A 25178-nucleotide genomic window follows, 5' to 3' on the forward strand; every position below is an offset into this window, starting at 1 on the left:
AAAAAGTAAAGCTGAATAATAAACTTTTTGAAAAATATTGCTTTAATTAATAAGTAGTTTTTCTTTAAAAAGATTATTTATATATTTAATCAAAAATTATTTAATAATCGATAAAGTTAATTTTAAAAACTCAAGATGTTGATTTTTTTTACAAAAAAATATAGAATCTAAGTGTAAGATATAAAATATGTTCTACAGGAGTGAATAAAAATGAATAAAGTTACATTAGAAGATGTTAAGAGTGCAAGAGAAACCATCAAGGATATTGTTAAAAAAACTGACTTGTTGGAAAGCGTTAAGCTTAGTGAAAAAACTGGTTCTAGAGTTTTTTACAAATGTGAGAATTTACAAAAAACAGGTTCTTTCAAACTAAGAGGAGCATGTAATAAAATTGCAAATTTAACAGAAGAAGAAAAAGCATGTGGCGTTATTGCTTCTAGTGCTGGTAACCATGCACAAGGGGTTGCTTATGGTGCAAAAATGACTGGCATAAAATCAACAATAGTTATGCCTGCTACAGCGCCTATAGCTAAAGTAAGTGCTACTAAAGGATATGGAGCAGAGGTAATACTTAATGGTACAGTTTACGATGATGCTTATGCAAAAGCTGTTGAAGTTCAGAAAGAAACAGGTGCTACATTCCTACATCCATTTAATGACAAATTTGTTATTGCTGGACAAGGAACGATAGCTTTAGAGGTATTTGAGCAATTAAACAATAATGTTGACACTATACTTTGCCCAATCGGTGGTGGTGGCATAATATCTGGGATAGCGGTTGCAGCAAAAGCTTTAAACCCAAATATAAAAATAGTAGGTGTTCAAACTGAGAACATTCCATCTATGAAAGAGTCAATGGCAAATGGAAAAATAACTACTGCATTTAAAGATACTACAATAGCTGATGGTATAGCAGTTAAAACTCCTGGGGATTTAACTTTTGAAATAATACATGAGCTAGTTGATGAAGTGGTAGTAGTTACTGAAGAAGAAATAGCAGATGCTATACTATTTATGATGGAAAGTCAAAAAATAGTTTCTGAAGGTGCAGGTGCAGTTTGTACAGCAGCTCTATTAAGCGGAAAATATGTTCCTGAAAAAGATCAAAATGTTGTATGTATAATATCTGGAGGAAACGTAGATGTTAATACACTTTATAGAATTATAGGTGTTGCATTAGCTTCAGAAGGAAGAAGATTCTCTTTTACTGTAGTAATGGACGACAAACCAGGGAACTTTGCTAAACTTACAACTTTAATCAGTGAAAATGGTGGAAACATATTAACAGCTAACCAAGGAAAAATATCAGCTGGAGAGTCTCTAGGTAAACAAAGCGCAGAATTTACATTAGAAACTTATGGATTTGATCATATAAATAAATTAACTGAAGTAATAAGAGATAACGGTTTTTCAATAATATAATGATTCAACCTGTGGATTATAGTAGATGTTCGTAACAAATATATAAATATATGACAAAAAAACTTTTCCATAAAATAGAAAAGAGTTATAATAGTAACGTGTTTAAGATGATTAATACACTAGTATACAAAAGTAAATAATCAAATTTTAGGAGGAATTAATTATGAAGCATAATGTAATACATACAGACAATGCTCCTGCAGCATTAGGACCATATTCTCAAGCTATAAAATCTGGAAACATGTTATTTGTATCAGGACAAATACCACTAGTTCCAGCTACTATGGAAATTGTAGAGGGAGATGTGAAAGCTCAAACAGCTCAATCATTAGATAATCTTAAAGCTGTTTTAAAAGAATCTGGAGCAGATTTCTCAAATGTAGTAAAAACTACAGTATTTATAAAAGATATGGATCAATTTGGTGATATAAATTCAGTTTATGCTGAATACTTTGGCGACAATAAGCCAGCTAGAGCTTGTGTTGAAGTTGCTAGATTACCAAAAGATGTACTAGTTGAAGTAGAAGCTATAGCAATGTTATAAGATTGTTAAAATTAAAAAAACTATATACTAAAAATTAGTTTTAGTGTATAATGCTAGTATAAATTAATAAATAACTACTTCGAAGGGGAGTAGCAAACACGAAAGTGATGGTTGATCGTCAAGACAGTAGAGATACTCGGTCAATCTACAAGTAAACCTTGATAGCAAGACCTTCGAAACAGATACAATGTATTTGTTTTGAAGGTTTTTTTGTTATCAAGGTTTTTTATTTATTAATTAGGTCATCATAGTATATATATTACTATAGAGACATAAAATAACTTTATTATAATAGGAGGAATGTGAGATGTCTTACAAAAGTGATTATGAAGAAGTAATTGAATCTTTGGGCTCTAGGTTAGATGGGCTAAGTAAACAAGAGGCAGCTGAGCTTTTGAAAAAATACGGACCAAATGAATTAAAGGAAACTGATAAGGTTCCTACATACAAACTATTTTTGGAGAGTTTTAAAGATCCTTTAGTAGTGATTTTAATAATTGCAGGTATAGTTCAGATGGTACTCGGAGAAAGAATAGAATCGTTGATTATATTTGCAGTAATAGTTTTAAACTCAATACTTGGTGTAGTTCAGACAAAAAAAGCGGAGAGCTCGCTGGATAGTCTAAAAGTACTTTCGGCACCTAATGCTAAAGTTATAAGAGATGGAGAAAAAAATACAGTACCAGCTAGAGAGTTAGTAGTTGGAGATATTGTATTTTTAGAAGCAGGGGATTATATTCCAGCAGATGGAAGAATTATAGAGTCTCAAACTTTAAAAATCGAAGAGGGAATGCTTACAGGAGAGTCAGAAGCGGTATTGAAGAATTCAAATAAAATTGAGGAAGATGTTGCATTAGGAGATCAAATAAACATGGTTTTCAGTGGATCTATGGTTGTTTACGGAAGAGGTAAATTTGTAGTTACAAAGACTGCTATGAATACAGAAATGGGTAAAATTGCATCAATGATAGAGAGTGCAGAGAAAAAAGCAACTCCTTTACAGAAAAAAATAGATGAATTTAGTAAAAAATTAGGTATTGGAATAGTTATTCTTGCTTTACTTATTTTTGGTATACAAGTAGCAAGAGGATATCTGACTGGTGGATCAGGAGAAATGTTTAGTATAGTTGTGGATTCGTTTATGTTTGCAATTGCGCTTGCTGTTGCAGCAATACCAGAAGCATTATCTTCTATAGTTACAATTGTACTTGCAGTTGGAACTAATAATATGGCTAAAAACCATGCAATTATTAGAAAACTTCCCGCAGTTGAAACTTTAGGATCAACAAGCGTAATATGTACTGATAAAACAGGTACGCTGACTCAAAATAAAATGACAGTTGTTGATGGATACTTATATGGAGTTGAAGAGTTTGAAGTAGATAATAAAAAAATAAATACTTCATATCATGCTAAGCTTCTAGCTCTAGTATCTGCACTTTGTAATGATTCACAAATAACTAATACAGGAAAAGAAATAGGGGATCCTACTGAAGTTGCTCTTATAAACTATTCAAATAAAAATGATTTAGATTACGATAAACTTAGAAATAAGTACACTAGACTTGATGAAATTCCTTTCGATTCTGACAGAAAATTGATGTCTACAGTAAACAGTATCTATGGAGATGCAATACTTCTTACAAAAGGAGCTCCAGATATAGTATTTAGTAGATGCAAATACGTGCTAAACAATGGTGAAACGGAAGAATTAACAGAAGAGATACTTTCTGAATACAAAAAGAAAAATGAAGAGTTTTCAAATAGAGCGTTAAGAGTTTTAGCTTTTGCAATAAAAGATGTACCAGACACTGGATTTGAACCTACAGTTAACGATGAGAATGATATGACATTAGTCGGTCTCCTATCGATGATAGACCCGCCAAGAGTAGAGGTAATAGACGCTATTAGAAATGCTAAAAGCGCTGGAATTAAAACGGTCATGATTACAGGGGACCATAAAACTACTGCTAAAGCTATTGCCAAAGAAATAGGAATAGTTGAAGAGGGTGACATGGCACTTACAGGTAAGGAGTTAGATGAACTCACTGATACAGAATTAGATACGGATCTAGAAAGAATTAGCGTATATGCTAGAGTCTCGCCAGAAAATAAGATAAGAATAGTAAAAGCATGGCAAAAGAAAAATAAAATCACAGCTATGACTGGTGATGGTGTAAATGACTCACCAGCATTGAAACAAGCTGATATAGGAATAGGTATGGGAAGCGGTACTGATGTTGCAAAAGACGCTTCAGCTATGATACTTGTCGATGATAATTTTGCAAGTATTGTAAAGGCTGTTGAAGTTGGTAGAACAGTTTACAGCAACATCAAAAAATCGATAACTTATCTATTTGCAGGTAACTTAGGAGCGATAATAGCGATACTTTTTGCAGTATTTGCAGGATGGTCCAATCCGTTTACAGCACTTCAGTTACTGTTTATAAACTTAGTAAATGATTCTCTTCCAGCTATAGCGCTTGGTTTTGAAAAAGCAGAAAAAAATGTTATGAAGAAAAAGCCTAGAGATCCAGATGAAGGTATACTTGCTGGTGGAACACTTCAAATTGTATTATTTAGAGGGATATTAATAGGTATTGCAACGATAATAGCTCAAAGAATAGGTATGATTGTATCACCTGAGATGGGAGTTGCGATGGCTTTCTCAACTTTAATACTTTCTAGAATTATTCAGACATTGCCAGCACGTTCAAATGAACAGACATGTTTTGGAGTAGGATTTTTATCAAATAAATATGTAATTGCTGCAATGGCAGTATGTTTTGTACTTTACTCAATAACATTGGTACCAGCATTAAGAGGAATTTTCTCAATTCCTATAACATTTGGATTTAGAGAGCTCGGTATTTCTTTCGGTTTAGCTTTATTTGCATCAATAATTATGGAGTTGAAAAAGCTTATATTTAGAAAGAGAAAAATTTCTATAGAATCAATGAATATAGAGTAACAATTATTAAAAATAATTATATGGTTTAAGTTTAAGATATAATATTAAGAAATGATATAAAAATAAGCCTAGAGATTAAAAGTTATTCTTTAAATCTCTAGGCTTTAAGATTTTAATGTAATAAAAAAATTTACTTTTTTTTAGTTATGAAAATTGAACATGCAATTGCGAGAGTACCAAGTACAACAGACCATTTACTTGAAGATATTACACCATATGCGAATAGACAAGCACCAAGGGTTCCATTAGTAATAGTACTAATCTGATAATCTCTTTTACTAGGTTCAGGTATTTTAGGGATTTTAATTTGAACATTGGCCAACTTTGAAGCTGATTCAATAGTAGTGCTTAAGTTTTCAACTATTTTTTTCATTTATTTTTTCTCCTTTAAGACTATTAATCTAACTATAATGTGACAACATAAATGCAAAAATCGAGTTTATAATTGCGCTTGCTGCACTTAATATAGATATTATAAAACATATAATAGACCCAATTCTTTTGATTTTGCTAAATTCCTTATTATTGATTGATATGTAGTAACTAAAAAACATCATGACTATGGCAAAAACTATATTTACGGTAATAAGTATGGGAGTAAATCTTAAAATAAAGTCTATTACATTTGAAATTAATTCTACCATTAATTTTTACCTCCGTTTATTTTTTATAATTCTCAAATTTAAATAAATTAGTAGATTACGAGTAGTATATATTTAAATTTACTATTCAAATATATCATCAACGATTCTATTTATTATAAATAAAAATGCACCGTGGTAATCACCACATTTCGATAAATCATCTTTAGAAGCTATTGTCGAGAATAATAGTGAGAATACTGAGAAGGCTAGATTCTCATCAATCTTAAGTTTTAAGTCTGCTTTTTGTATAGATTTTCGGAAAAGCTCAACATTGTAAGCTTCGAGTGTTTTAATTTGTTCTAGTGTAAGTTTATTATATAGCAATAAAAAATCAGGAGTCTTAGTATTGTATAAAAAAGGCTTATTGTTGTATTCGAAGTATAATTCATTTACTGCATGTAAGAAACCTTGCTTAGTTGAGTTCTGCGATATTGCGTCCATGAATTTTTGATTTATTGAAATCTGCACTTCACAAAGAGTCTCGAAAAATAAACTTTCTTTAGAAGAGTATAGATTATAAAAAGCTCCTGTAGAAATCCCCACCCTAGAAGATAGCTCTTTTATACTTGTTTCCTTATATCCTTGTGATATCCAAAGCTCTTTACAAATATCTATTAGATTACTTTTAATTCTGTTTTTGTCTTCGGCTGTAAACACCTTCAATCCCCTTGCCATAATTTACCTCCTAAAGTTATGAATAATTCATATGAATATTCTTAAAGCATATTCATATAGTATATTTATTACACTTGATTGTCAAGTGAATATATAAAAAATGAAATAACTATTGGCATTTAAATAATAAAAGTTATTACAATTGATATAGCGAAAATTATGTTATAATTTAAAGAGGGTAAACAAATTTTTTTATACAATATAGTAAAAGGTTGTGAAATAAAATTATGCAATACAAACTAATAGTGACGGATATGGATGGAACTTTATTAAATAGAGAACAGGAATTGACTAAAAAGAATAGGGAAGCTATAGACTTTGCTATAGAAAATGGTGTAAAGGTAGCTTTGGCCTCAGGTAGAATGTATGATTCAGCCAGACAACATATAGAGTATTTAAATATGGAGATACCTATAATAGCTTGCAATGGATCCCTTATAAAATCATCTGACGGCAAACTTATATATTCAAAAAAAATAGACACTGATTTATGTTTAAAGGCGGCAGCGGTATTAGAGAGGTACGGTGTATACTATCAATGTCAACATGAAGATCTTTTATTCTGCAAAGATACAGATAAAATAGATAGTGTATATTACAGAATAAATGAATTTATGAAAACTCAAACTAAAGTAGTTATAGAAAAAGATCTAAAGAAATCTATACAAAATAATGATATTTTGAAGTTTACTATTATTGAAGAAGATGATGCATCTATTCTACCTATTATTAGAAAAGAGCTTGAAACTATTAAAGGGTTGAAAATTACTTCCTCATGGGAAAATAATATAGAGATAATGAGCAAAGGAGTAGATAAAGGAGAAGCTATAAAGATGTTATGTAAACATTTAAATATTGATAGAAGTGAAATAATTGCTTTTGGCGATAATTACAATGATATTGAGATGATAGAATATGCGGGTCTTGGTGTCGCAATGGGAAATTCAAATGACGACATTAAAAAAATTGCAGATTATGTTACAGATACAAATGAAGAAAGTGGATTTGCAAATGCGATTTTTAAATTTATGGATACTGATGAAGTTGGAGATTTAGCTACAAATATAAAATAACTATTAATATGAGGTGACGAGAGTGAAATTATGGGGTGGACGTTTTAGAAAAGAAGAAAATAAACTTATGGAGGAATTCAATAAATCATTTGGATACGACTGTGTACTATACAAAAAAGATATAGAAGGAAGTTTAGCTCATGTACATATGCAACAGCAATGTGGTTTGTTAACTCAGGGGGAAGCAATACAAATATCTAATGGTTTAAGCAGTATATTAAGTGATATTGAAGATGGAAAGTTACTTCTTGAAGGTAACTATGAAGATATACACAGTTTTGTTGAGATAAATTTAATAGAGAGAATAGGCGAAGTTGGTAAAAAGCTACATACGGGAAGAAGTAGAAATGACCAAGTTGCTGTGGATATGAGATTGTTTGCAAAAGAAAAAACTATAGGTCTTATAAAGTTAGTTTCAAATTTAAAAGGAACAGTTAAACAAGTAGCTGAAAACAATTCAGTAATTATGCCAGGATATACTCATCTACAAAGAGCACAGGTTGTAACTTTTAAACATCATCTACTAGCGTATTTCAGCATGCTTGATAGAGATGAAAAGAGACTAAAAAATGCACTTGATATACTTGATGAGTCACCATTAGGATGTGGTGCTCTAGCAGGGACGACTCACGATATAGATAGAAATATTACAAGTGAGAAGTTAGGTTTTAAAAAACCTGTAGACAACTTTATGGATGGTGTAAGTGACAGAGACTATTTATTAGAATTAATGAGTGATTTTTCTATAATAATGATGCACTTAAGTAGACTTAGTGAAGAACTAATCCTTTGGAGTTCACAAGAGTTTAAGTATGTTGAATTAGACGATCTATATTCTACTGGAAGTAGTATTATGCCTCAAAAGAAAAATCCTGATGGAGCTGAGCTAATAAGAGGTAAAGCAGGTAGAGTTTATGGGAATTTATTTAGTCTCTTAACTGTGATGAAAGGACTTCCTCTTACTTATAACAAAGATATGCAGGAAGATAAAGAAGGATTTTTTGACAGTGTTCATACTCTTGAGATGTGTCTACAAATAATGGAGAGAATGATTGCTACATTAAGAATAAATAAGGAAAATATGAAGATAGCAGTAAAAAATGGATTTTTAAATGCTACAGAAGTTGCAGACTATTTAGTTAAAAATAAAGTTGCATTTAGAGACGCTCATGGAATAGTTGGTAATATTGTGATATATTGCGAGGATAACAATAAAGCTATAGAAGAATTAACTTTGGATGAACTTAGAAAATTCTCAGATTCGTTTGACGAAGATATATATGATTTTATAGATTATGAGAGTATTTTGAATAAAGGTATAAAGAAAAATTTAAGATAATAAAGTTTTAAAGAATAACTAATAAAACCAATTGAGAAGAACCTGTTGATTATAAGTGAAAAAGCTTAGATCATATGGGTTCTTTAATTTTGTAAAAAAATTTAGAGGGAGTTGACAAAAATGTAATTTAGGTATATCATATTATCTAATGATAATGAATATCAATATTGAGTAATAATTAATATAAATGGAGGAGATAATATGAATTTATTAGTAATCGGTGGACACGAAAGAATGGAAAGAGACTATATGCAATTAGGTAAAAAGAATGGATTTAAAACAAAAGTTTATACAACTGCATCGTCTAAATTAAGTAAATCTATCGGAAACCCGGACGCAGTAGTTATATTGACCTCAACAGTTTCACATAAGATGTGTAGAATTGTAGAAAGTAAAGCAAAGAAACAGGATATTCCAATAGTAAGACATAAAAACAGCAGTAAGGTTGCTTTTACAGAATGTCTAAACATGGTAAATGAATGTCTTGGAAATTGTGATAACTGTATTTACAATATTGATATTGAATAATCGTTCGGATTAGTATATTTAGCTTGATTCATCTTAGAATATAGTTTTTAAAAAAATAATACATAAAAATATAAAAGGTCTACAGAATTTATGGTGATTTTTCGTTTTCTGTAGACCTTTTTATGTTTTATATTATTTATTACGTTTTTTCTTTATTTTAAATCCAATTTTTACTACTATTAAAATTACTGCAAGTCCTAATACACCTTTAAATATATTAAAGTATAATGCGTTTTCTGTTATAAATGCAAATATACTATTTAAATTGTTTTGAGCGATTAAGTCTATAGATTTCTCTTTTTCACTACCGCTGTATACATCTAAAGTACCAACTTTATCACCTTTATTAACAGGAAGATTTATCTCATCTAAGTTCGATTTTATTGTGTAATCTTTCATTTGTTCACCGTTTTTAAGTGTTAGTTTATAACTATATTTAGGTTTATAAATTAACTCCTTCTGTTTAGTGAACATGACTTTTTTAGTCTTTACATAATCTTCTCTGTCAAGTACAGTAGCTGTGTAGTAATTATCGAATCCGTAGTCTAAAAGCTCTCTTGAGTCTAAATAAATACCATCATTAGTAGAATTAAATACTGCTGCGATTACTCTTCTATCATCCTTTACTGCGCTAGAAAGTAAGCACTTACCAGCCGCATCTGTAAATCCAGTTTTTATACCATCTACTATATCGTATTTTATATTTACCTCTTTACCCTTATAGGACATTTTTCCGCTAGAAGTTAAAAGTTGATTAGTATTAGAAAAATGTCTTTCAAATGGATACGCCTCTGTAGCGTCATATTTTATATATGTTGTTTTAACGATTTCTCTAAATACAGTATTGCTCATTGCTTTTCTTGACATTACAGCCATATCATGGGCTGTAGTATAGTGGTTTGGATCCGGAAGACCATGTGGATTTGTAAAATGAGTATCTACAGCACCGATTGCCTTAGCTTCCGTATTCATCATTTCTACAAATTTATTTACGTCTCCTTTTCCTACATATCTAGCCAATACAAATGCTGAGTCGTTTGAAGAATGAACAAGTAAAGCATCTAAAAGTTGTTTTACAGTAAAGGACTCTCCGTCTTTTAGGTACATACTTGAACCTTCAATAGTTGGCAAGTCTTCTATTTTTATTATTTCGTTTAGGTCAGATACATTTTTTAAAACATTATATGCCGTCCACATTTTTGTAGTAGAAGCAGGGTAAAGCTTTTGATTTCCGTTTTTACTATATAAAGTTTTTCCTGTTTCGTAATCAAGAAGTACTGCATATTTTGCTTGCAATGGCAGTGAATCTTTATTACTGACCTCTTGAGTTGTCTTGTTTTCGGTATCCCCTTTAATTGGATTAACAGTTTCATTTGTTGTCTGAGTGGTATTATTTTCTTCATTATTGATAGCGTAAGAAATATTAGTCATACCTATGGCAGGAGCTATTGTAACAAAGCCGACTAATAAAAGTGACAATATCCTTTTCATATTAACCTCCAAGTTATAAATTCATATTTTAGTATAGCATAAACATGGCAATAATTAAAAGAAGGGAGTGGTATATATGAAAAAAAAGAAGAAAATTATGGTAATTTTTTTTGTTGATTTTAGTTTTTAGTCTTATCGTATTAATAAAACAAGGTATAGGTACTGGTAATGTATATGTTGTAAGTGACAGTAAAATAGACACCAGCAATAAAAGTAATATAAAGAAAGAGGCAGGGGAGAATAAATCAAAGAATGGGATAAAAAAATTGGATGGTAATAAAAACGAAGTGAACCTAGACAAAATTACAGTGTATATAAGTGGTGCTATTCAAAAGCCAGGTATAGTTACTATTGAATCTAATAAAAGATTGTTTGATGCAATTAAGATGTTAGGGGGTACGTCCGAAGATGCAGATCTTAACAGAGTTAATATGGCTATAAAGTTGGAAGATGAAAAACATTACATTGTACCGCGAATAGGTGAAGTTATCTCAGTTGAAGATGAGGAGATAAATCAAGTAAGTAATAGTGGACAGACTAATACATCTAACAGTAATGCTAACAAACCGGATCAGAACAAATCTTCGAAAGTTAATATAAATACAGCAGATGTTAAAGAATTAGATACACTTCCCGGTATTGGGGAGGCAACAGCAAACAAAATTATTCAACACAGAGAGGATAATGGAAAATTTAAATCAATAGGAGATATAAAAAATGTAAACGGTATAGGAGAGAAAAAGTTTGATAATATAAAAGACTTAATAAGTGTTAATTAAAGGCCAAAATAATTAACATAACATAATAATAAGTATTTTTTATAGATTTGTAGTATGTTATTATTAATATGTAGAAGTATGGGACAGGAGGAAGAATCATGGGAAAAGAATTTAAAAAACTTACTGATATGACAAAAGCGGGAGGTTGAGCCGCAAAAATTGGTCCAGAAGTTCTGGCATCAGTGTTATCTCAGCTTCCAAAAAATGAGAATACAGAAAATTTAATAGTTGGATTAGAAACAGCAGATGATGCTGCAGTATATAAATTAAATGATGAAACGGCTTTAATTCAAACACTTGACTTTTTCACACCAATGGTGGATGATCCTTATATATTTGGACAAATATCCGCATCGAATTCACTTTCTGATGTTTATGCTATGGGAGGAAAACCTTTGGTAGCTATGAATATAGTCTGCTTTCCGTCTTGTCATGATATGGACGTGCTAGCTGAAATTCTTAAAGGCGGTTTTGATAAAGTTAAAGAAAGTGGTGCTCTTTTAGTAGGAGGGCATACAGTTGATGATCAAGAACCTAAGTACGGGCTTTCTGTTTCAGGTACAGTTCATCCGGATAAAGTACTTGCTAATTCTGGAGCAAAACCTGGGGATAAACTAATTCTAACAAAACCAGTAGGAGTTGGTATCTTAAATACTGCTATGAAAGAAGGAATGGTATCCCAAGAGATTTTTGATGAAGTTATAAGAGTTATGATTCATTTAAACAAATACGCGGCTATGAGTTTTGAAGATTATGAAGTGAATTCTGTAACCGATATTACAGGGTTTGGCTTAATTGGTCATACACTAGAGATGGCTAAAGCATCTGAAGTAGTTATAGAAATAGATTCAAAAAAAGTGCCAATATTAGATGGTGCTGTGGATATGGCAGAAATGGGAATTATACCAGAAGGAATGTATAAAAATATGTATCACGCATCAAAAGATGTTGAAGTTGTTGGAGATATAAATGAAGCTGTCAAGGATGTATTTTACGATCCTCAAACAGCTGGAGGCCTGTTAGTATCTGTTAGAGCTGATTTAGCAGAAGAGTTAGCTGAAGACATGAAGGATAACGGATCTATTGAAGCTAAGATAATCGGTCAGGTTATTGAGAAAAAAGAAGAAGATAAATATATTAAAATAATATAAACTTTATAGGGAGAGGATAGTTTTGGACAAAAGAAATCTATTTGCAATGTTGCCATCGGTTGATGAAGTAATAAGTGATAAAAGAATTGTTGAAGTTTTAGAGTCTTATCCAAGAATGTTGATTCTTGAGTCGATAAGAGAAAGTATTGAGTATAATAGACAGAAGATTGTTAAACTTGAAGATGAAGAAGTTGATTCTTACAAGGTTGATTTTGATAAAATTGTAGAAATCTCTTTAGAAAATGTTATTAACAAATACTCTTTATCGCTTAAAAAGGTAATAAATGCTACAGGCACAGTTCTTCATACAAATCTAGGAAGATCTTTACTTAGTGATAAAATAAAGGATGAATTGTGGACAGCTGCGTCAAGGTATTCAAATCTTGAGTACAATCTTGACAAAGGAGAGAGAGGGTCTAGGTATGTACATCTTACAGACACAATAAAGAGACTTACAGGGGCTGAAGATGTACTAGTAGTTAATAACAATGCAGCAGCAGTTTTATTAGTCTTAAGTACAATGGCGAAAGGTGGAGAGGCAATAGTTTCTAGAGGAGAACTTGTAGAAGTCGGAGGATCTTTTAGAATACCAAGTATTATGACTTTAAGTGGAGCTGATTTAATAGAGGTAGGTTCTACTAATAAAACACATTTAAATGATTATGAAGACGCTATAACAGAAAATACAAAAGTACTTATGAAGGTTCATACTAGTAACTACAGAGTCTTAGGATTTACAGAAAACATTGGTGTAGATGTACTTTCAGATCTAGGTAAAAAATATAAACTCCCAGTAATAGAAGATCTTGGAAGCGGAGTTTTTATAGATCTCTCTAAATTTGGAATGACTTATGAACCAACAGTAATGGACTCACTAAAAAATGGTGCTGATATAGTTACATTTAGTGGTGATAAGATGTTAGGTGGACCACAAGCAGGTATTATAGTTGGAAAAAAAGAGTATATAGAGAAGATGAAGAAAAATCAACTTACTAGGGCTCTAAGGGTTGATAAATTGACTATTTGTTCTCTAGAAGCAACTCTAAGAATGTATTTGGATGAAGATATAGCTTTAGAAAATGTTCCAACGCTTAAAATGCTACTTTATACTTATGATGAATTAACTCAGAGAGCAGAAAACTTGTTCAATAAAATTGATAATTTAAACTTAGATGCAAATATTTCGATGGAAGATGGTCTATCACAAGTTGGTGGAGGTTCAATGCCTCTAGAAACTATGAAGAGTAGAGTAATAGCGATAAGTCCAAAGAGTATAAGTATTTCTGAACTAGAAAAAAGACTAAGACTTAGCAATTCACATATTATTGCAAGAGTTTATGATGATAAATATATATTAGATGTTAGAACTATATTTGATGATGAATTCGATGTAGTTGCAAAAGAATTAGAAAAGGCTTTTAAATAGGAGGAAAAAATGAAGAATGTCATTATAGGAACAGCAGGACACATTGATCACGGTAAAACTACTCTTATAAAAGCACTAACAGGTAGAGAAACTGATACTCTTGATGAAGAAAAAAAGAGAGGAATTTCAATAAACATAGGATTTACTTATTTTGACTTACCTAGTAATAAAAGAGTTGGTATAGTCGATGTTCCTGGCCATGAGAAGTTTATTAAGAATATGCTTGCAGGAGCTTCGGGTCTTGATATGGTACTTTTGGTGGTTTCGGCTGAAGAAGGTGTAATGCCTCAGACTGTAGAGCATCTTGATATACTATCATACCTAAACGTAAAAAAGGGTATAGTTGTACTTACTAAATGCGATGCTGTTGATCCTGAATTTGTTAGTTTAGTAAAAGAGGATGTTTCTGAAAAAATAAAGGATACATTTTTGGCAGGCTCAGAGATAATTGAAGTAGACTCAATTTCTAGAAGAGGTATTGATAAACTTATTCATAAAATAGATGAGTTAAGTGACGATATAGAAGATAAAAATGTGTATTCTCCGGCTAGATTAAATATAGATAGAGTTTTCTCTGTAAAGGGATTTGGAACTGTGATAACAGGTACATTATTTGAAGGTAAAATTAATATTGATGATGACTTAATAATATACCCTAAAAATCTAAAAACTAAGATAAGAAGTATACAGGTTCACGGGGAGGATGTTAAAACAGCATACGCTGGACAGAGAACGGCGATAAATATTTCCAATGTGAAAGTAGAAGATATAGAGAGGGGAAATGTTTTAGCATCTCCAAATTCTCTTGAAGAATCCATGATGTTAGATGTTAAATTGTCAGCTGTAAAACATACAGAAAAATCTATAAAGCACTGGGATAGATTAAGGCTTTATCACGGTACTAGAGAAATTTTATGTAGAGCAGTACCGTTAAATATTGAAAAGATCGAACCTGGAGAGAGTGCTTTTGTTCAGCTTAGATTAGAAGAAAGTATAGTATCTAAAAAAGGAGATAAATTTGTACTTAGATTATATTCTCCTATGGAAACAATAGGTGGTGGAGTTATAATAGATCCATCTCCTAAAAAACATAAGAGATTTGATGATAAAGTAATTGATGCTTTAATTGTTAAAGAAAAAGGTGACTTAAAAGATATTATCGAAGAATTTATTAAATCTAGTGAAGAGTATTTATCCATAAAAGAAATTATGAGTTATAGTGGGGCTCACGAGGCTGATGTAACTAAATCATTAGATAAACTCATAGAAGAAGGTAAATTACTAAATATAAACAATATTTATATGCACATAAATAAGTATAATATGCTCAGAGATAAAGCAGTCGATTTATTAGATAATTACCATAAAAAATTCAGACTTAGAAAAGGTATGTTAAAGGAAGAATTGAGATCAAAGGTAGCGAGTAAGTTTAAAACTAGAGAGATGGATTTACTGCTTGATAGATTTAGCAATGAAGGTATCATAAAAGTTGTTGGAAATATAGTTTCATTAAAAGAATTCGAAGTTAAATTAAATGAAGCTCAGAAATCTATTTTTACAAATATCAAGAAAAAATTAAAAGCCTGTGGAATGTCATCAATTTTAACTATTGAAGAAGTTTGCGAAAATAATAACTACAATGAAGTTTTAGAATCTATGATAGGTGAAGATATTGAAAAACTAGATGATATGTATATTATGGATAAGGAAATTTATGAAAGAGCTAAAAAAATACTTATAGATTATATAGAAAAAAATGGAGAGATTACTTTAGGTGAGTATAGAGACCTAGTTGACTCAAGTAGAAAGAACTGTATGATTATACTTGAGAACTTTGATAGAAACAAAATAACTAAAAGAATAGATAATAAAAGGGTGTTTTTTAACTCTTAAACAATTTTAATAAACACTAAAGGTGCATTACAAATTAATTTGAATGCACTTTTAATTTGTATATAAAAACGAATAGATTTATTTAACGAAAATTTAAAATATTAGAACTATATTATGTCGAGTGTTTATATTTAAATAAATTTTGTACGATATAATGAAGTTGAAAAAAATAAAAAAATATATTTATTTGTATTTGAAAATGAAAGAAGGAATTAATGTGTCGAGTATCGTATAGTTATTTATATTAAAATATTGTTAAGGAGTATGAGCGATTTGAAAACAGGTTTAGCCGAAGCTGTAAATATAAATGGAATAAAATTTAATGAAGTTAGAGATGTGACGATTTTAATTTTGATATCGGTAACGGTTATGTTTTTAATAAATGATATTGTAAGATTTGAAATTATGATTCATTGTTTATATGCCACATTTTTAATTGCAATGGGAATGATTATATTAAACACAAGTCGTTATAAAATGGAAACTTTACAGACATTTTTAGGTATTGTTGCAATAATAATAGGTGGTGTAGAATGTATATTCTTAATTAAGTATTTAAATTTTAGAGTCTTACCAGAAATGATGTTTGATATTAACATAATAACACTTGCAATTACTGATTTATCTCCTGCTGTAGCAATATACTTAGGTATTAGACATGTAAAGAATAAAAAAACTGTTACTAGGAGTGTAGTTGAGTTTGTAATTTTTTTAGTAATTATAGTATCAGTAGTATTGTTTTTTAAATTTATAGATAGCAATAGAAATGGAACGATTCCGTACTATGAGGTTAGGGTTTTTATTAGTTTGACTATGTTATTTTTCTCAATATTAGTGCTTAGAAAAATTAAATCGGATAGTATTAGTATATTAGGGGAAGAAAAAATTTGTTATAAGAGAATTGTACAATTATTGTTAATTTCCACAGTGCCTTCTTTGCTTTACCCTATTATAAATAATTTATATGTAATTGATGTAATAAGTCAAATTACAATCAATCTAACTATGTATTATATTTATAGATATATGACTTATATAACAGTAAAAAAGACATATGATCAATTAAATTACACAAATGATCAACTTAAAGAAAAGAATGAAATATTGCAAGAAAAAAATAAAATGCTGATTTTAGAAAACCAAAAAATAGCTGATTTAAAAAAAGAGCTTCAACAAAAAGAAATAAAACTTCAAACTACATTAGATCTTTCCTGTAATGGGATTATTGTATTAAATTTACATAAACAAATATCTTTTGCAAATTCAATTTTTGAAGAGATATTTATTTCCGGAAAACCTAAAGATAGTTTACATGAGTACATAATAAACTACAATGACTTGATGGAGAGTTTTAATTATGTATGTAAAGAAAAATTAGACGCAATAAAACATATAGAAACAGTAGATAAAATGACTTTTGAAGTGAAGTTATCACCTTTGATAGTTGGATCAAATATACAGGGAGTCTTATGTGTATTTAAAGATAAAACTAAAAAGTTAGAAGCTGAGGAAAAAATATATCAAGCAAATGAGAGATATGAAAGATTTTTAGAAAGCGTTGGCGATGGTATTGTTGTTGTTCACGACGACAAAATTATTTATACAAATAGAGCTTGTAAAAAGATGTTTAAGGAAAAAATAGATGAAATAGATTTTTTAGCTTGTTGTAAACGTGGACAGCTTGAAAGAATGTATAGGGTTGGAAAGAATATTATCTATGTAGAGTTTGACTATGCTAAATATGCAAAAGATGATAAAGATACCTATATAATAGTTGTTAGAGATGTAACTGATCGTAAAATATCTAAAATAAAACTCGAAGATAGCCAAGATTCATATGCTGACTTTATAGATGTACTTCCAGATGGTATTTGTCTTGTAAACAGAAATATGAAGATTGCATATGTAAATAAATCTATGTTAAATATATTGGATATGGAAACTTCATCTGAGATAGTAGGCAAAAATCTTAAAGAATTTGTAGACAATTCTTTAAAATACGAAGATATAGAGAAATTAGTGAAGAATGTAAAAAATGATAGCAGTAGTGAAAACCTTATATCTCACGAATTTATTTCACTGAGTGGTGAACGTAAAAATGTTGAACTAAGTATTCTTCCTTTTACGATGAAAAAAAGTAAGTTAATTATGATTATTGTCAAGGATTTAATACATAAGAGAAATTATGAGCTAGCAGAAGCTGAATTGCTTGAAAGGTTTAAGGCAGATAAAATTAAGACTGAGTTCTTTGCAAATATGTCTCATGAATTAAAAACTCCACTAAATGTAATTTCTAGCTCTAACCAACTAGTAGACTCTTTTTACAGAAGTGGAAAAGTTATAGATTACCATAACAATATTAGAGGACATGTAGAGTTAGTAAGACAGAGTTCATATAGACTTCAGAGGCTAATAAACAATATTATAGACTTAACTAAAATGGAATCTGGTTTTTACAGATTGAAGTTAGCTAGTTATAATGTTGTAGAAGTAGTTGAAGATTTATTCATGAAAATAGAGCCATACTCATCAAGGAAAGGATTGAGTATAGTATTCGATACTGAGGAAGAAGAGATAAATACATACATTGATAAATTAGAGTTTGAAAGAATTATGCTTAACCTACTCTCAAATTGTATAAAGTTTACAGATTACGGAGGGACAATTTCTATAAACATATACGTAGTAGAATCTGAGGATGTTGTGGTTAGTGTGAAAGATACAGGGGTTGGGATACCAAATGACAAGCTAGAGATAATATTTGAAGAGTTTTCACAAGTAGATAAAACACTTTCTAGAAATACTGAGGGAAGTGGAATAGGCCTTTCAATAGCGAAAAATCTTATAGAACTACATGGTGGAGATATTAAAGTATTGAGTAACGAGAATGAAGGAACTGAATTCAGGCTAAAAGTACCAATTAAGCCAGTAATTTACGATATAGTTAATGAAGATAAAAGAATATATAACTTAGAAGAAAGAATAAAAATTGAGTTTTCTGATATATACTATTAAATCAAAAAAACACCGTATAATTAATATACGGTGTTTTTTTGATTTAATAGTATATATTTAAGAATTACTCAATGACTGTATATTCTTTACTGATTAAATTGAATTTACCTTTAGCGCTGTTAGACAAGTAGATTTTTTTATCTTTAGTTATAAATATTGCGTCTACATCGTCAAGACTATTAACCAATTTAAGTCCTTCATCTACTCCAAGTCCAAATACTGAAGTAGAAAGTGCATCGCAGTTAATTGATTTTGAAGAGATAATACTTACTCCGCTAAGTTCATTATCATAAGGATAGCCATCGAATGGACTTAATATATGATGATAAAGTTTTCCGTCCTTCTTTATGAATCTTTCATAAATACCAGAAGTTACTACAGATGTATCATGAGCTTTTATATTACCTATAGCTTTTCCATCTTCTTTATTTGGGTCTTGAATACCGATACTGAATTCCGAACCATCGTTTTTAGTACCAATTACATATATATTTCCGCCTAAATTTACTATAGCTTTTTCTACATCTTCAGACCTTAGATATTTCGCAATTTCATCAGCTGCATATCCTTTAGCAATTCCGCCTAAGTCTAATTTCATACCAGTTTTATTTAGTTTTACTGATTTATTGTTGTCATCTAAAAGTATATTTTTATAAGAAACTAACGGAAGTAGTTTATCGATTTCATCTTTAGTGGGGACTTTTGCTTCATTTGTTCCTATGTCCCAGAGGCTAGATAGAGGACCGATTGTTGGATCGAAATTTCCGTCAGAAATCTTTGCATACTTAACTGCTTCTTTAATTACAAAATAAGTCTTATCAGAGACTTTTACATATGACTCTCCAGAAGCATTGTTTATCTTATTTACCTCACTTGAAGATATTTTTGTACTCATTTTGTTTTCTATGTCTCTTAATATTTTCTCGCATTCGTCTAGGATTACTTCGCTTTTAGATTTTTTTACATTATAAATTTTTACCTCATTGACTGTACCAAGAGCAAAATAGTTTTTTGAGTACTCAGTAGGCTTATTATAAGCTCTATAAAAAGAAAATAATATAAGTCCTAAAGTCAATAGTATTATAGGGTAGGTGACTTTTTTATTATTCATGATAGTTCTTCCTCCTATGAATTTGTATATTGTTTATTATATCATAGTTATTTGTAGAATTTTATTTGTTGTAATAGAATGCTGAGTTAAATTAAAAAATGAGGATTTATTTGTTATATTTTAAATCAAAATTTTGAGTTTTTTAGTCATAAATGATATTATAAAATAGTGAAAAAATAGTATTAAAATATTTTAAAAAGACAAAACCTTACAAAAAATAATTAAAATACATTAATAAATTTTCATTGGTATTTTGTATAATTACATATACAATTTTATCAAATAAATAATATATTGGAGGACTGTTAATATGGTGAATATAGGAAATGATTGGGATGATTTACTAGCTGCAGAGTTCGAGAAAGAATATTACAAAAACTTGAGAAAGTTTTTAATTAAAGAGTATAGCACCCGCGAGATATTCCCAGATATGCATTTTATATTCGAAGCACTAAAGCATACGTCATATAAAGATACAAAAGTTTTAATACTAGGACAGGATCCTTATCATGGAGATAATCAAGCCCACGGCTTGTCATTTTCAGTGCAGCCAAATGTAAAGACTCCACCATCACTTCTTAATATGTATAAAGAACTTCAGGATGATTTAGGTTGTTACATGCCAAATAACGGGTACTTAGTGCCTTGGACGGATCAAGGGGTGTTGCTACTTAATACAGCTCTGACAGTAAGAGCACATGAAGCAAATTCTCATAACAATAAAGGATGGGAAATTTTCACTGATAAAATAATATCTCTTTTAAGTAATCGTGAAGATCCAGTCATATTTGTACTTTGGGGAGGCAATGCAAGAAGTAAAGTAAAACTAATAGATAAAAGTAAACATTACATATTAGAGGGGCCTCATCCAAGTCCATTATCAGCATATAGAGGATTTTTTGGATGCAAACATTTCTCAAAAATAAACAATATTCTAACCGAACTTGGTAAAGATCCTATAAATTGGCAGATAGAAAATCTGTAGCAAATTTTGTAAAAACTACAAAAGTAACAGTGTTGTAACAAGTCGAAAATGTACTCAAATGCTTGCAATAGCTTGGTGGGTACATTTTTTTTCTTTGAATTTGACAAAATAAAATTTAAAGGTTACAATATGGTTACAGTAAATTACGAAAGAAAAATATGGAAATTGAGATTAAATATAAATTATATGGGTTTATCAATGGAGGAAATTTTTTATGAGTTTTAAGAAAATGAGCAATTTGAAAGTCTCTGCTTTAGCAGTTGTACTGTCAGTTGGAATTCTATCAGGATACTCGATGATTAATAAGGAGATAACCTTAGTAGTAAATGGTGAAGAGACGAAGGTGTCAACATTAAAATCGGATGTAAAAAGTATTCTAGAAGATCAAAAAGTTAAATATGATGATAATGATATAGTAAGCACAGGATTTAATAAAAAGCTAGCAAGTGGAGACAGAATAGAAGTTATAAACGTTGAAGAAAAAACAGTTAAAGAAAAGAAAGAGATTCCTTTTTTAACAGAAGTTATTAAAAATGCAAATTCTACATCTGGAAAGACTGAAGTAAAAGAAGAAGGTAAAGCAGGGGAAAATGAAGTAGTATATAAACTAACTTACCATAATGGTGATCTAGTAAACAAAGAATATGTTAAGGAAATTGTAAAGACTAAACCAGTAAACAAAGTTGTTAAAGAAGTTGCTGATGTAGATATGCAAGTTGCTACATCAAGAGGGACTAGTTCAAGAAATTTAGCAACATCTTCATCTAAAACTAGCACTAGTCAAAATGGACAGAGTATGAAAGTTGTTGCTACTGCATATTCAGGGCATAGCATAACAGCTACAGGAACAAAACCAAAGTGGGGGACTATAGCGGTAGATCCAAAAGTTATACCTTACGGTACTAAGGTGTATATACCTCAATTTGATATGGTATTTACTGCAGAAGATTGTGGTAGTGCAATAAAAGGTAACAAGATAGATATATTTATGAACGATTCTAGTACAGTTTATAACTGGGGTAGAAAAACTATAGATATACGTATACTTGGTAAATAAATTTAAATATATAAAAATTAAAGTTTTGTAATTAGATATAACTATAATAAATAAAATACCTCAAAAAAGTAAGAATAAATATTACTTTTTTGGGGTATTTTATTTATTATAGAGTTAAACTATAAAATATATAGAATTGTATTTATAATTTCTATAAAGATTATTGCAAATAATTCAAATTTGTGATATTATTAACTTCGTTGGTAAGAGTTTTATCGAAAAATATCTAAATATGGGGGTGGATGGGTGCCGGTGTGCCCTCTAGTCTTCAAAACTAGTATGAGGGGTTAGGAGCCTCTTAGGTGGGTTCGACTCCCACGCATTCCCGCCAGTAAAACCTCTAAGCGTTAGAAATTCTAATGTTTAGAGGTTTTTTATTTATCATTGATACATTTTCGATACCATAAAGTCTAATCTATGAATATGACGATACTTTTAAATCAATTACTTCTATAACAATAAGTTATGGACGATAGATCAAGTTCAACTAGCAGTAGAATTAAACAAGATAAACACCCTGGTTATATTGTTATTCGACTCTTAACCAGCGGTGTTTTTGTATTTAAAATTAATAATGCACGATATATGGATAACCAAAACTGTTTCACTCCTATTATTAGGTATTATAAATTATTATAAACTGATACGCATCATCTTAAAAGGCACCTATTATAGAGGCATAATATTAAGGATGATTAAATATATTATAATGACATTATATTTATTAAAAAAATTAAAAAAGTTATTCTGCAACACCAAAAAACATCTTTACAAATAAAGATGTTTTTTGTATTAAAATAAAAATAAATGTATATAATATAAACGGCTTGAGGTAATTCTCATTTTAATTGCGTTTCTCACAATATTTATAATTATTACTAAAAGACATCTACAATTGTAGGTGCTTTTTTATTGTAAATTTTGAGGTAGATTAGTCATAAAATCAAAAATTCTATTATCGGTGAAGAAATAACTATGTAAATTAAAGAAGGAATTGCAATTGCTTTATTTATCGGTTTTTTATCTACTAAATTCCTCCAAAGCAGAAATAGCAAATCTTACATTTGGGTTTGTAGTGGATCCGCTACCAATAACTCCAATCTCATTGCGTCAAGCTTCAATTATCTGTTGTTTGTATATCATAGAAAGATTTAAAGATTTATTAGTTTATAAATAGGAAATTGTAGGCGTAGTTACTGAAGGGTAACTAATTTTATGCTTAAAATGACCCCTGAATGAATATATTAAATTCATAGGTTATATAATAATATCAGATATGTTTCTACGTTGATGTTTTTATATATAGATACTCTTTTTTTATTTTATTATTTTGTTATAATATAATAAGGATTTTTTATAGATATACAGCTAATAGGAGAGTGGAATGATTGGATAACAACTTTACAACAAGAACAAGCTTTTTGCTTGGTGACGAAGGTTTAGAAAAATTAAAAACTGCAAATATAATAATATTTGGAGTTGGAGGCGTAGGAAGTTTTGTTGCAGAGGCAACTGCTAGAGCGGGTATAGGCAACATTACTATTGTAGATTTCGATGATGTAGATATAACTAACATAAATAGACAGATACCAGCTCTTCACTCTACTGTTGGAAGAGATAAGGTAGATGTAATGGAAGAAAGGATTTTGGATATAAATCCAGAAATAAATATAAGAAAGTTTAAGGAAAAGTATAATGAAGATACTAGCGACAAATTCTTTGACCAAGAATACGATTATGTGATAGATGCAATTGATATGGTTTCATCAAAGATACATCTGATAGAAACTTGTAAAAGAAAAGGTATAAAGATAATTAGTAGTATGGGCATGGGCAACAAAGTAGATCCAACAAAGATAGTGGTAACAGATGTATACAATACATCGACAGATCCTCTTGCGAAGGTTATGCGTAAAGAGCTTAGAGACAGAAAAATTAAAGATTTAAAGGTGGTATACTCTACTGAAATTCCAGTAGAGCTTAAAAAGAGAGTAGTAAATGGAAGAAAGTTAACTCCTGGAAGTATTTCGTTTGTTCCTTCTGTTGGGGGACTTACAATTGCTTCTGTTGTGGTAAATGAAATAGTTGGTGAACAATAAGAGTAAAATTTATTGAAAAAAGTATGGTGAGTCTATATTTAGTCTCATCATACTTTACATACTATTTATGTATTTTAATCGTGATCATAATTTTTCTTTGTAAAAATTTTGCTACCATCACTATAAAAAATCATATCTCCTACTTTATCGGTTCTTAAGACAAGAGATCCATTGTTGTGAAGAGTGTTTAAAGTTTCTTTATGTGGATGTCCATATTGGTTTTTGTAGCCACAAGAAATAACAGATATATTAGGACTAACTTCAGATATAAACTCTGAAGAACTAGATGAGCTACTTCCGTGGTGTGATACTTTTAAAAAGTCGATATCGTCAAAATCGTATGAATTCAGAATTTCAATTTCATTTTCTTTTTCTGAATCTCCTGTAAATAAGAACTCATTATCTTTATATTTCATATAAAAGACAATAGAGGAAAGATTGCTTTCATCATAAAGCCTGGATGGAGATAAAACTTGCACATCAATGTCTTTATCAAAATCTAGTTGGTCGTCTTTGGCCAAGAACTTAATATCTAAATTTTTCTTTTTACAGGAATTTATCAAATTTATATATGATTCACTGTCAGAAGTTTTTTCAGTCATGTATATAGAATTTACTTCAAACACATCAATAATATTATCGAGGCCACCAATATGATCGCTGTCAGGGTGTGTTGCTATTACCTTATCGATGGTTTTAATTCTCTTTCTTCTGAGATAGCTTTTAACTATATTGCCGCTATCTTCGTCACCTCCATCTATTAAAATATTTTTTTTAGATGGCGTTTGAATAAGGATAGAATCACCTTGTCCGACATCGATAATATGAACTGATAGTAGAGGAGTTTTGTCACAAGCACTTAAAAGTGTTATTATAATAAGTAATATTGTAATAAGACATCTTTTCAATTGATAAACCACTCCATTCTTTGGATGTTTATATGTAAAAAGTATGGGTAATATATAATAGAAGTAA

General features: G+C 30.0%; 21 protein-coding genes and 1 tRNA gene. 16 read left to right on the forward strand and 6 right to left on the reverse strand.

Features of this window, described 5'->3' with window-relative positions:
* Positions 1-210 precede the first annotated feature (210 nt).
* The 3 genes from ilvA (at position 211) to KQI18_RS07650 (ending at position 4937) form a co-directional block, all read left to right on the forward strand.
* Positions 211-1422 (forward strand): threonine ammonia-lyase, encoded by a 1212-nt coding sequence (gene ilvA / locus KQI18_RS07640; RefSeq protein ID WP_216467197.1) that lies wholly within the window; start codon positions 211-213, stop codon positions 1420-1422.
* 163 nt (positions 1423-1585) lie between these two features.
* Positions 1586-1966: a RidA family protein gene (locus tag KQI18_RS07645; RefSeq protein WP_216467198.1), complete on the forward strand. Its 381-nt coding sequence runs from the start codon at positions 1586-1588 to the stop codon at positions 1964-1966.
* A 307-nt stretch (positions 1967-2273) separates the two neighbouring features.
* Positions 2274-4937, forward strand: a complete 2664-nt coding sequence (locus tag KQI18_RS07650; protein WP_216467199.1) for a cation-translocating P-type ATPase — start codon at positions 2274-2276, stop codon at positions 4935-4937.
* Between the two features lie 130 nt (positions 4938-5067).
* Here the strand turns inward: KQI18_RS07650 and KQI18_RS07655 are convergent, their stop codons facing one another.
* The 3 genes from KQI18_RS07655 to KQI18_RS07665 form a co-directional block, all read right to left on the reverse strand.
* Positions 5068-5310: a hypothetical protein gene (locus tag KQI18_RS07655; protein WP_216467200.1), complete on the reverse strand. Its 243-nt coding sequence runs from the start codon at positions 5308-5310 to the stop codon at positions 5068-5070.
* Positions 5311-5338: 28 nt separating this feature from the next.
* Entirely contained in the window at positions 5339-5581 is a 243-nt protein-coding gene (locus tag KQI18_RS07660; protein WP_216467201.1) for a hypothetical protein, read from the reverse strand.
* Positions 5582-5662: 81 nt separating this feature from the next.
* Entirely contained in the window at positions 5663-6256 is a 594-nt protein-coding gene (locus tag KQI18_RS07665) for a TetR/AcrR family transcriptional regulator (protein ID WP_216467202.1), read from the reverse strand.
* 227 nt (positions 6257-6483) lie between these two features.
* Between KQI18_RS07665 and KQI18_RS07670 the strand changes: the two genes are divergently transcribed.
* The 3 genes from KQI18_RS07670 to KQI18_RS07680 all read left to right on the forward strand — a co-directional run bounded on the left by KQI18_RS07670 (position 6484) and on the right by KQI18_RS07680 (position 9196).
* A complete protein-coding gene (locus tag KQI18_RS07670) occupies positions 6484-7329 on the forward strand; it encodes a Cof-type HAD-IIB family hydrolase (protein WP_216467203.1) in 846 nt (281 codons plus the stop codon).
* Positions 7330-7351: 22 nt separating this feature from the next.
* Positions 7352-8668: an argininosuccinate lyase gene (gene argH / locus KQI18_RS07675; protein ID WP_216467204.1), complete on the forward strand. Its 1317-nt coding sequence runs from the start codon at positions 7352-7354 to the stop codon at positions 8666-8668.
* A gap of 201 nt (positions 8669-8869) precedes the next feature.
* Entirely contained in the window at positions 8870-9196 is a 327-nt protein-coding gene (locus KQI18_RS07680) for a DUF2325 domain-containing protein (protein ID WP_216467205.1), read from the forward strand.
* A 132-nt stretch (positions 9197-9328) separates the two neighbouring features.
* On the opposite strand, the gene KQI18_RS07685 is transcribed toward KQI18_RS07680, so the two are convergent.
* Complete coding sequence (locus tag KQI18_RS07685; protein ID WP_236887688.1) at positions 9329-10687, reverse strand: D-alanyl-D-alanine carboxypeptidase family protein; 1359 nt, start codon at positions 10685-10687, stop codon at positions 9329-9331.
* 110 nt (positions 10688-10797) lie between these two features.
* Here KQI18_RS07685 and KQI18_RS07690 point away from each other — a divergent pair, with 110 nt between their 5' ends.
* The 5 genes from KQI18_RS07690 (at position 10798) to KQI18_RS07710 (ending at position 18951) form a co-directional block, all read left to right on the forward strand.
* The gene (locus KQI18_RS07690; protein ID WP_216467206.1) at positions 10798-11466 is read left to right on the forward strand and encodes a helix-hairpin-helix domain-containing protein; all 669 of its coding nucleotides are present in this window, start codon (positions 10798-10800) and stop codon (positions 11464-11466) included.
* 98 nt (positions 11467-11564) lie between these two features.
* The gene (gene selD, locus KQI18_RS07695; RefSeq protein ID WP_216467207.1) at positions 11565-12617 is read left to right on the forward strand and encodes a selenide, water dikinase SelD; all 1053 of its coding nucleotides are present in this window, start codon (positions 11565-11567) and stop codon (positions 12615-12617) included.
* A 46-nt stretch (positions 12618-12663) separates the two neighbouring features.
* Positions 12664-14043 carry an L-seryl-tRNA(Sec) selenium transferase gene (selA, locus tag KQI18_RS07700; protein ID WP_216467327.1) on the forward strand — a complete coding sequence of 460 codons (1380 nt, stop codon included), beginning with the start codon at positions 12664-12666 and terminating at the stop codon, positions 14041-14043.
* 9 nt (positions 14044-14052) lie between these two features.
* Entirely contained in the window at positions 14053-15936 is a 1884-nt protein-coding gene (gene selB, locus KQI18_RS07705; protein WP_216467208.1) for a selenocysteine-specific translation elongation factor, read from the forward strand.
* 264 nt (positions 15937-16200) lie between these two features.
* The gene (locus KQI18_RS07710; protein WP_216467209.1) at positions 16201-18951 is read left to right on the forward strand and encodes an ATP-binding protein; all 2751 of its coding nucleotides are present in this window, start codon (positions 16201-16203) and stop codon (positions 18949-18951) included.
* 64 nt (positions 18952-19015) lie between these two features.
* Here the strand turns inward: KQI18_RS07710 and KQI18_RS07715 are convergent, their stop codons facing one another.
* Positions 19016-20062 carry an FAD:protein FMN transferase gene (locus tag KQI18_RS07715; protein WP_216467210.1) on the reverse strand — a complete coding sequence of 349 codons (1047 nt, stop codon included), beginning with the start codon at positions 20060-20062 and terminating at the stop codon, positions 19016-19018.
* 310 nt (positions 20063-20372) lie between these two features.
* On the opposite strand from KQI18_RS07715, the gene KQI18_RS07720 reads away from it, so the two are divergent.
* From KQI18_RS07720 to KQI18_RS07740, 5 genes are all read left to right on the forward strand, one after another.
* Complete coding sequence (locus KQI18_RS07720) at positions 20373-21047, forward strand: uracil-DNA glycosylase (protein ID WP_216467211.1); 675 nt, start codon at positions 20373-20375, stop codon at positions 21045-21047.
* 214 nt (positions 21048-21261) lie between these two features.
* A complete protein-coding gene (locus KQI18_RS07725; RefSeq protein ID WP_216467212.1) occupies positions 21262-22104 on the forward strand; it encodes a 3D domain-containing protein in 843 nt (280 codons plus the stop codon).
* Between the two features lie 234 nt (positions 22105-22338).
* A tRNA-Sec gene (locus KQI18_RS07730) sits at positions 22339-22435 on the forward strand.
* 108 nt (positions 22436-22543) lie between these two features.
* Entirely contained in the window at positions 22544-22648 is a 105-nt protein-coding gene (locus KQI18_RS14550) for an XkdX family protein (RefSeq protein WP_216467328.1), read from the forward strand.
* A gap of 844 nt (positions 22649-23492) precedes the next feature.
* Complete coding sequence (locus KQI18_RS07740) at positions 23493-24203, forward strand: tRNA threonylcarbamoyladenosine dehydratase (RefSeq protein WP_216467213.1); 711 nt, start codon at positions 23493-23495, stop codon at positions 24201-24203.
* A gap of 74 nt (positions 24204-24277) precedes the next feature.
* Here KQI18_RS07740 and KQI18_RS07745 read toward each other — a convergent pair whose 3' ends face one another.
* Positions 24278-25111, reverse strand: coding sequence for a ComEC/Rec2 family competence protein (locus KQI18_RS07745; RefSeq protein WP_236887689.1), 834 nt, complete (start codon positions 25109-25111; stop codon positions 24278-24280).
* Between the last annotated feature and the right edge of the window lie 67 nt (positions 25112-25178).

The organism is Metaclostridioides mangenotii (genome assembly GCF_018917235.1).
Taxonomy (GTDB): Bacteria; Bacillota; Clostridia; order Peptostreptococcales; family Peptostreptococcaceae; genus Metaclostridioides.

Excerpts from the sequence above, each read along its gene's own strand:
- KQI18_RS07645 (WP_216467198.1), top strand. The coding sequence starts at position 1,586 with ATGAAGCATAATGTAATACATACAGACAATGCTCCTGCAGCATTAGGA.
- KQI18_RS07660 (WP_216467201.1), bottom strand. The coding sequence starts at position 5,581 with ATGGTAGAATTAATTTCAAATGTAATAGACTTTATTTTAAGATTTACT.
- KQI18_RS07655 (WP_216467200.1), bottom strand. The coding sequence starts at position 5,310 with ATGAAAAAAATAGTTGAAAACTTAAGCACTACTATTGAATCAGCTTCA.
- KQI18_RS07725 (WP_216467212.1), top strand. The coding sequence starts at position 21,262 with ATGAGTTTTAAGAAAATGAGCAATTTGAAAGTCTCTGCTTTAGCAGTT.
- KQI18_RS07665 (WP_216467202.1), bottom strand. The coding sequence starts at position 6,256 with ATGGCAAGGGGATTGAAGGTGTTTACAGCCGAAGACAAAAACAGAATT.
- KQI18_RS07680 (WP_216467205.1), top strand. The coding sequence starts at position 8,870 with ATGAATTTATTAGTAATCGGTGGACACGAAAGAATGGAAAGAGACTAT.
- KQI18_RS07710 (WP_216467209.1), top strand. The coding sequence starts at position 16,201 with ATGAGCGATTTGAAAACAGGTTTAGCCGAAGCTGTAAATATAAATGGA.
- KQI18_RS07670 (WP_216467203.1), top strand. The coding sequence starts at position 6,484 with ATGCAATACAAACTAATAGTGACGGATATGGATGGAACTTTATTAAAT.
- KQI18_RS07650 (WP_216467199.1), top strand. The coding sequence starts at position 2,274 with ATGTCTTACAAAAGTGATTATGAAGAAGTAATTGAATCTTTGGGCTCT.
- ilvA (WP_216467197.1), top strand. The coding sequence starts at position 211 with ATGAATAAAGTTACATTAGAAGATGTTAAGAGTGCAAGAGAAACCATC.
- KQI18_RS07685 (WP_236887688.1), bottom strand. The coding sequence starts at position 10,687 with ATGAAAAGGATATTGTCACTTTTATTAGTCGGCTTTGTTACAATAGCT.
- selA (WP_216467327.1), top strand. The coding sequence starts at position 12,664 with ATGTTGCCATCGGTTGATGAAGTAATAAGTGATAAAAGAATTGTTGAA.
- KQI18_RS07715 (WP_216467210.1), bottom strand. The coding sequence starts at position 20,062 with ATGAATAATAAAAAAGTCACCTACCCTATAATACTATTGACTTTAGGA.
- KQI18_RS07720 (WP_216467211.1), top strand. The coding sequence starts at position 20,373 with ATGGTGAATATAGGAAATGATTGGGATGATTTACTAGCTGCAGAGTTC.
- selB (WP_216467208.1), top strand. The coding sequence starts at position 14,053 with ATGAAGAATGTCATTATAGGAACAGCAGGACACATTGATCACGGTAAA.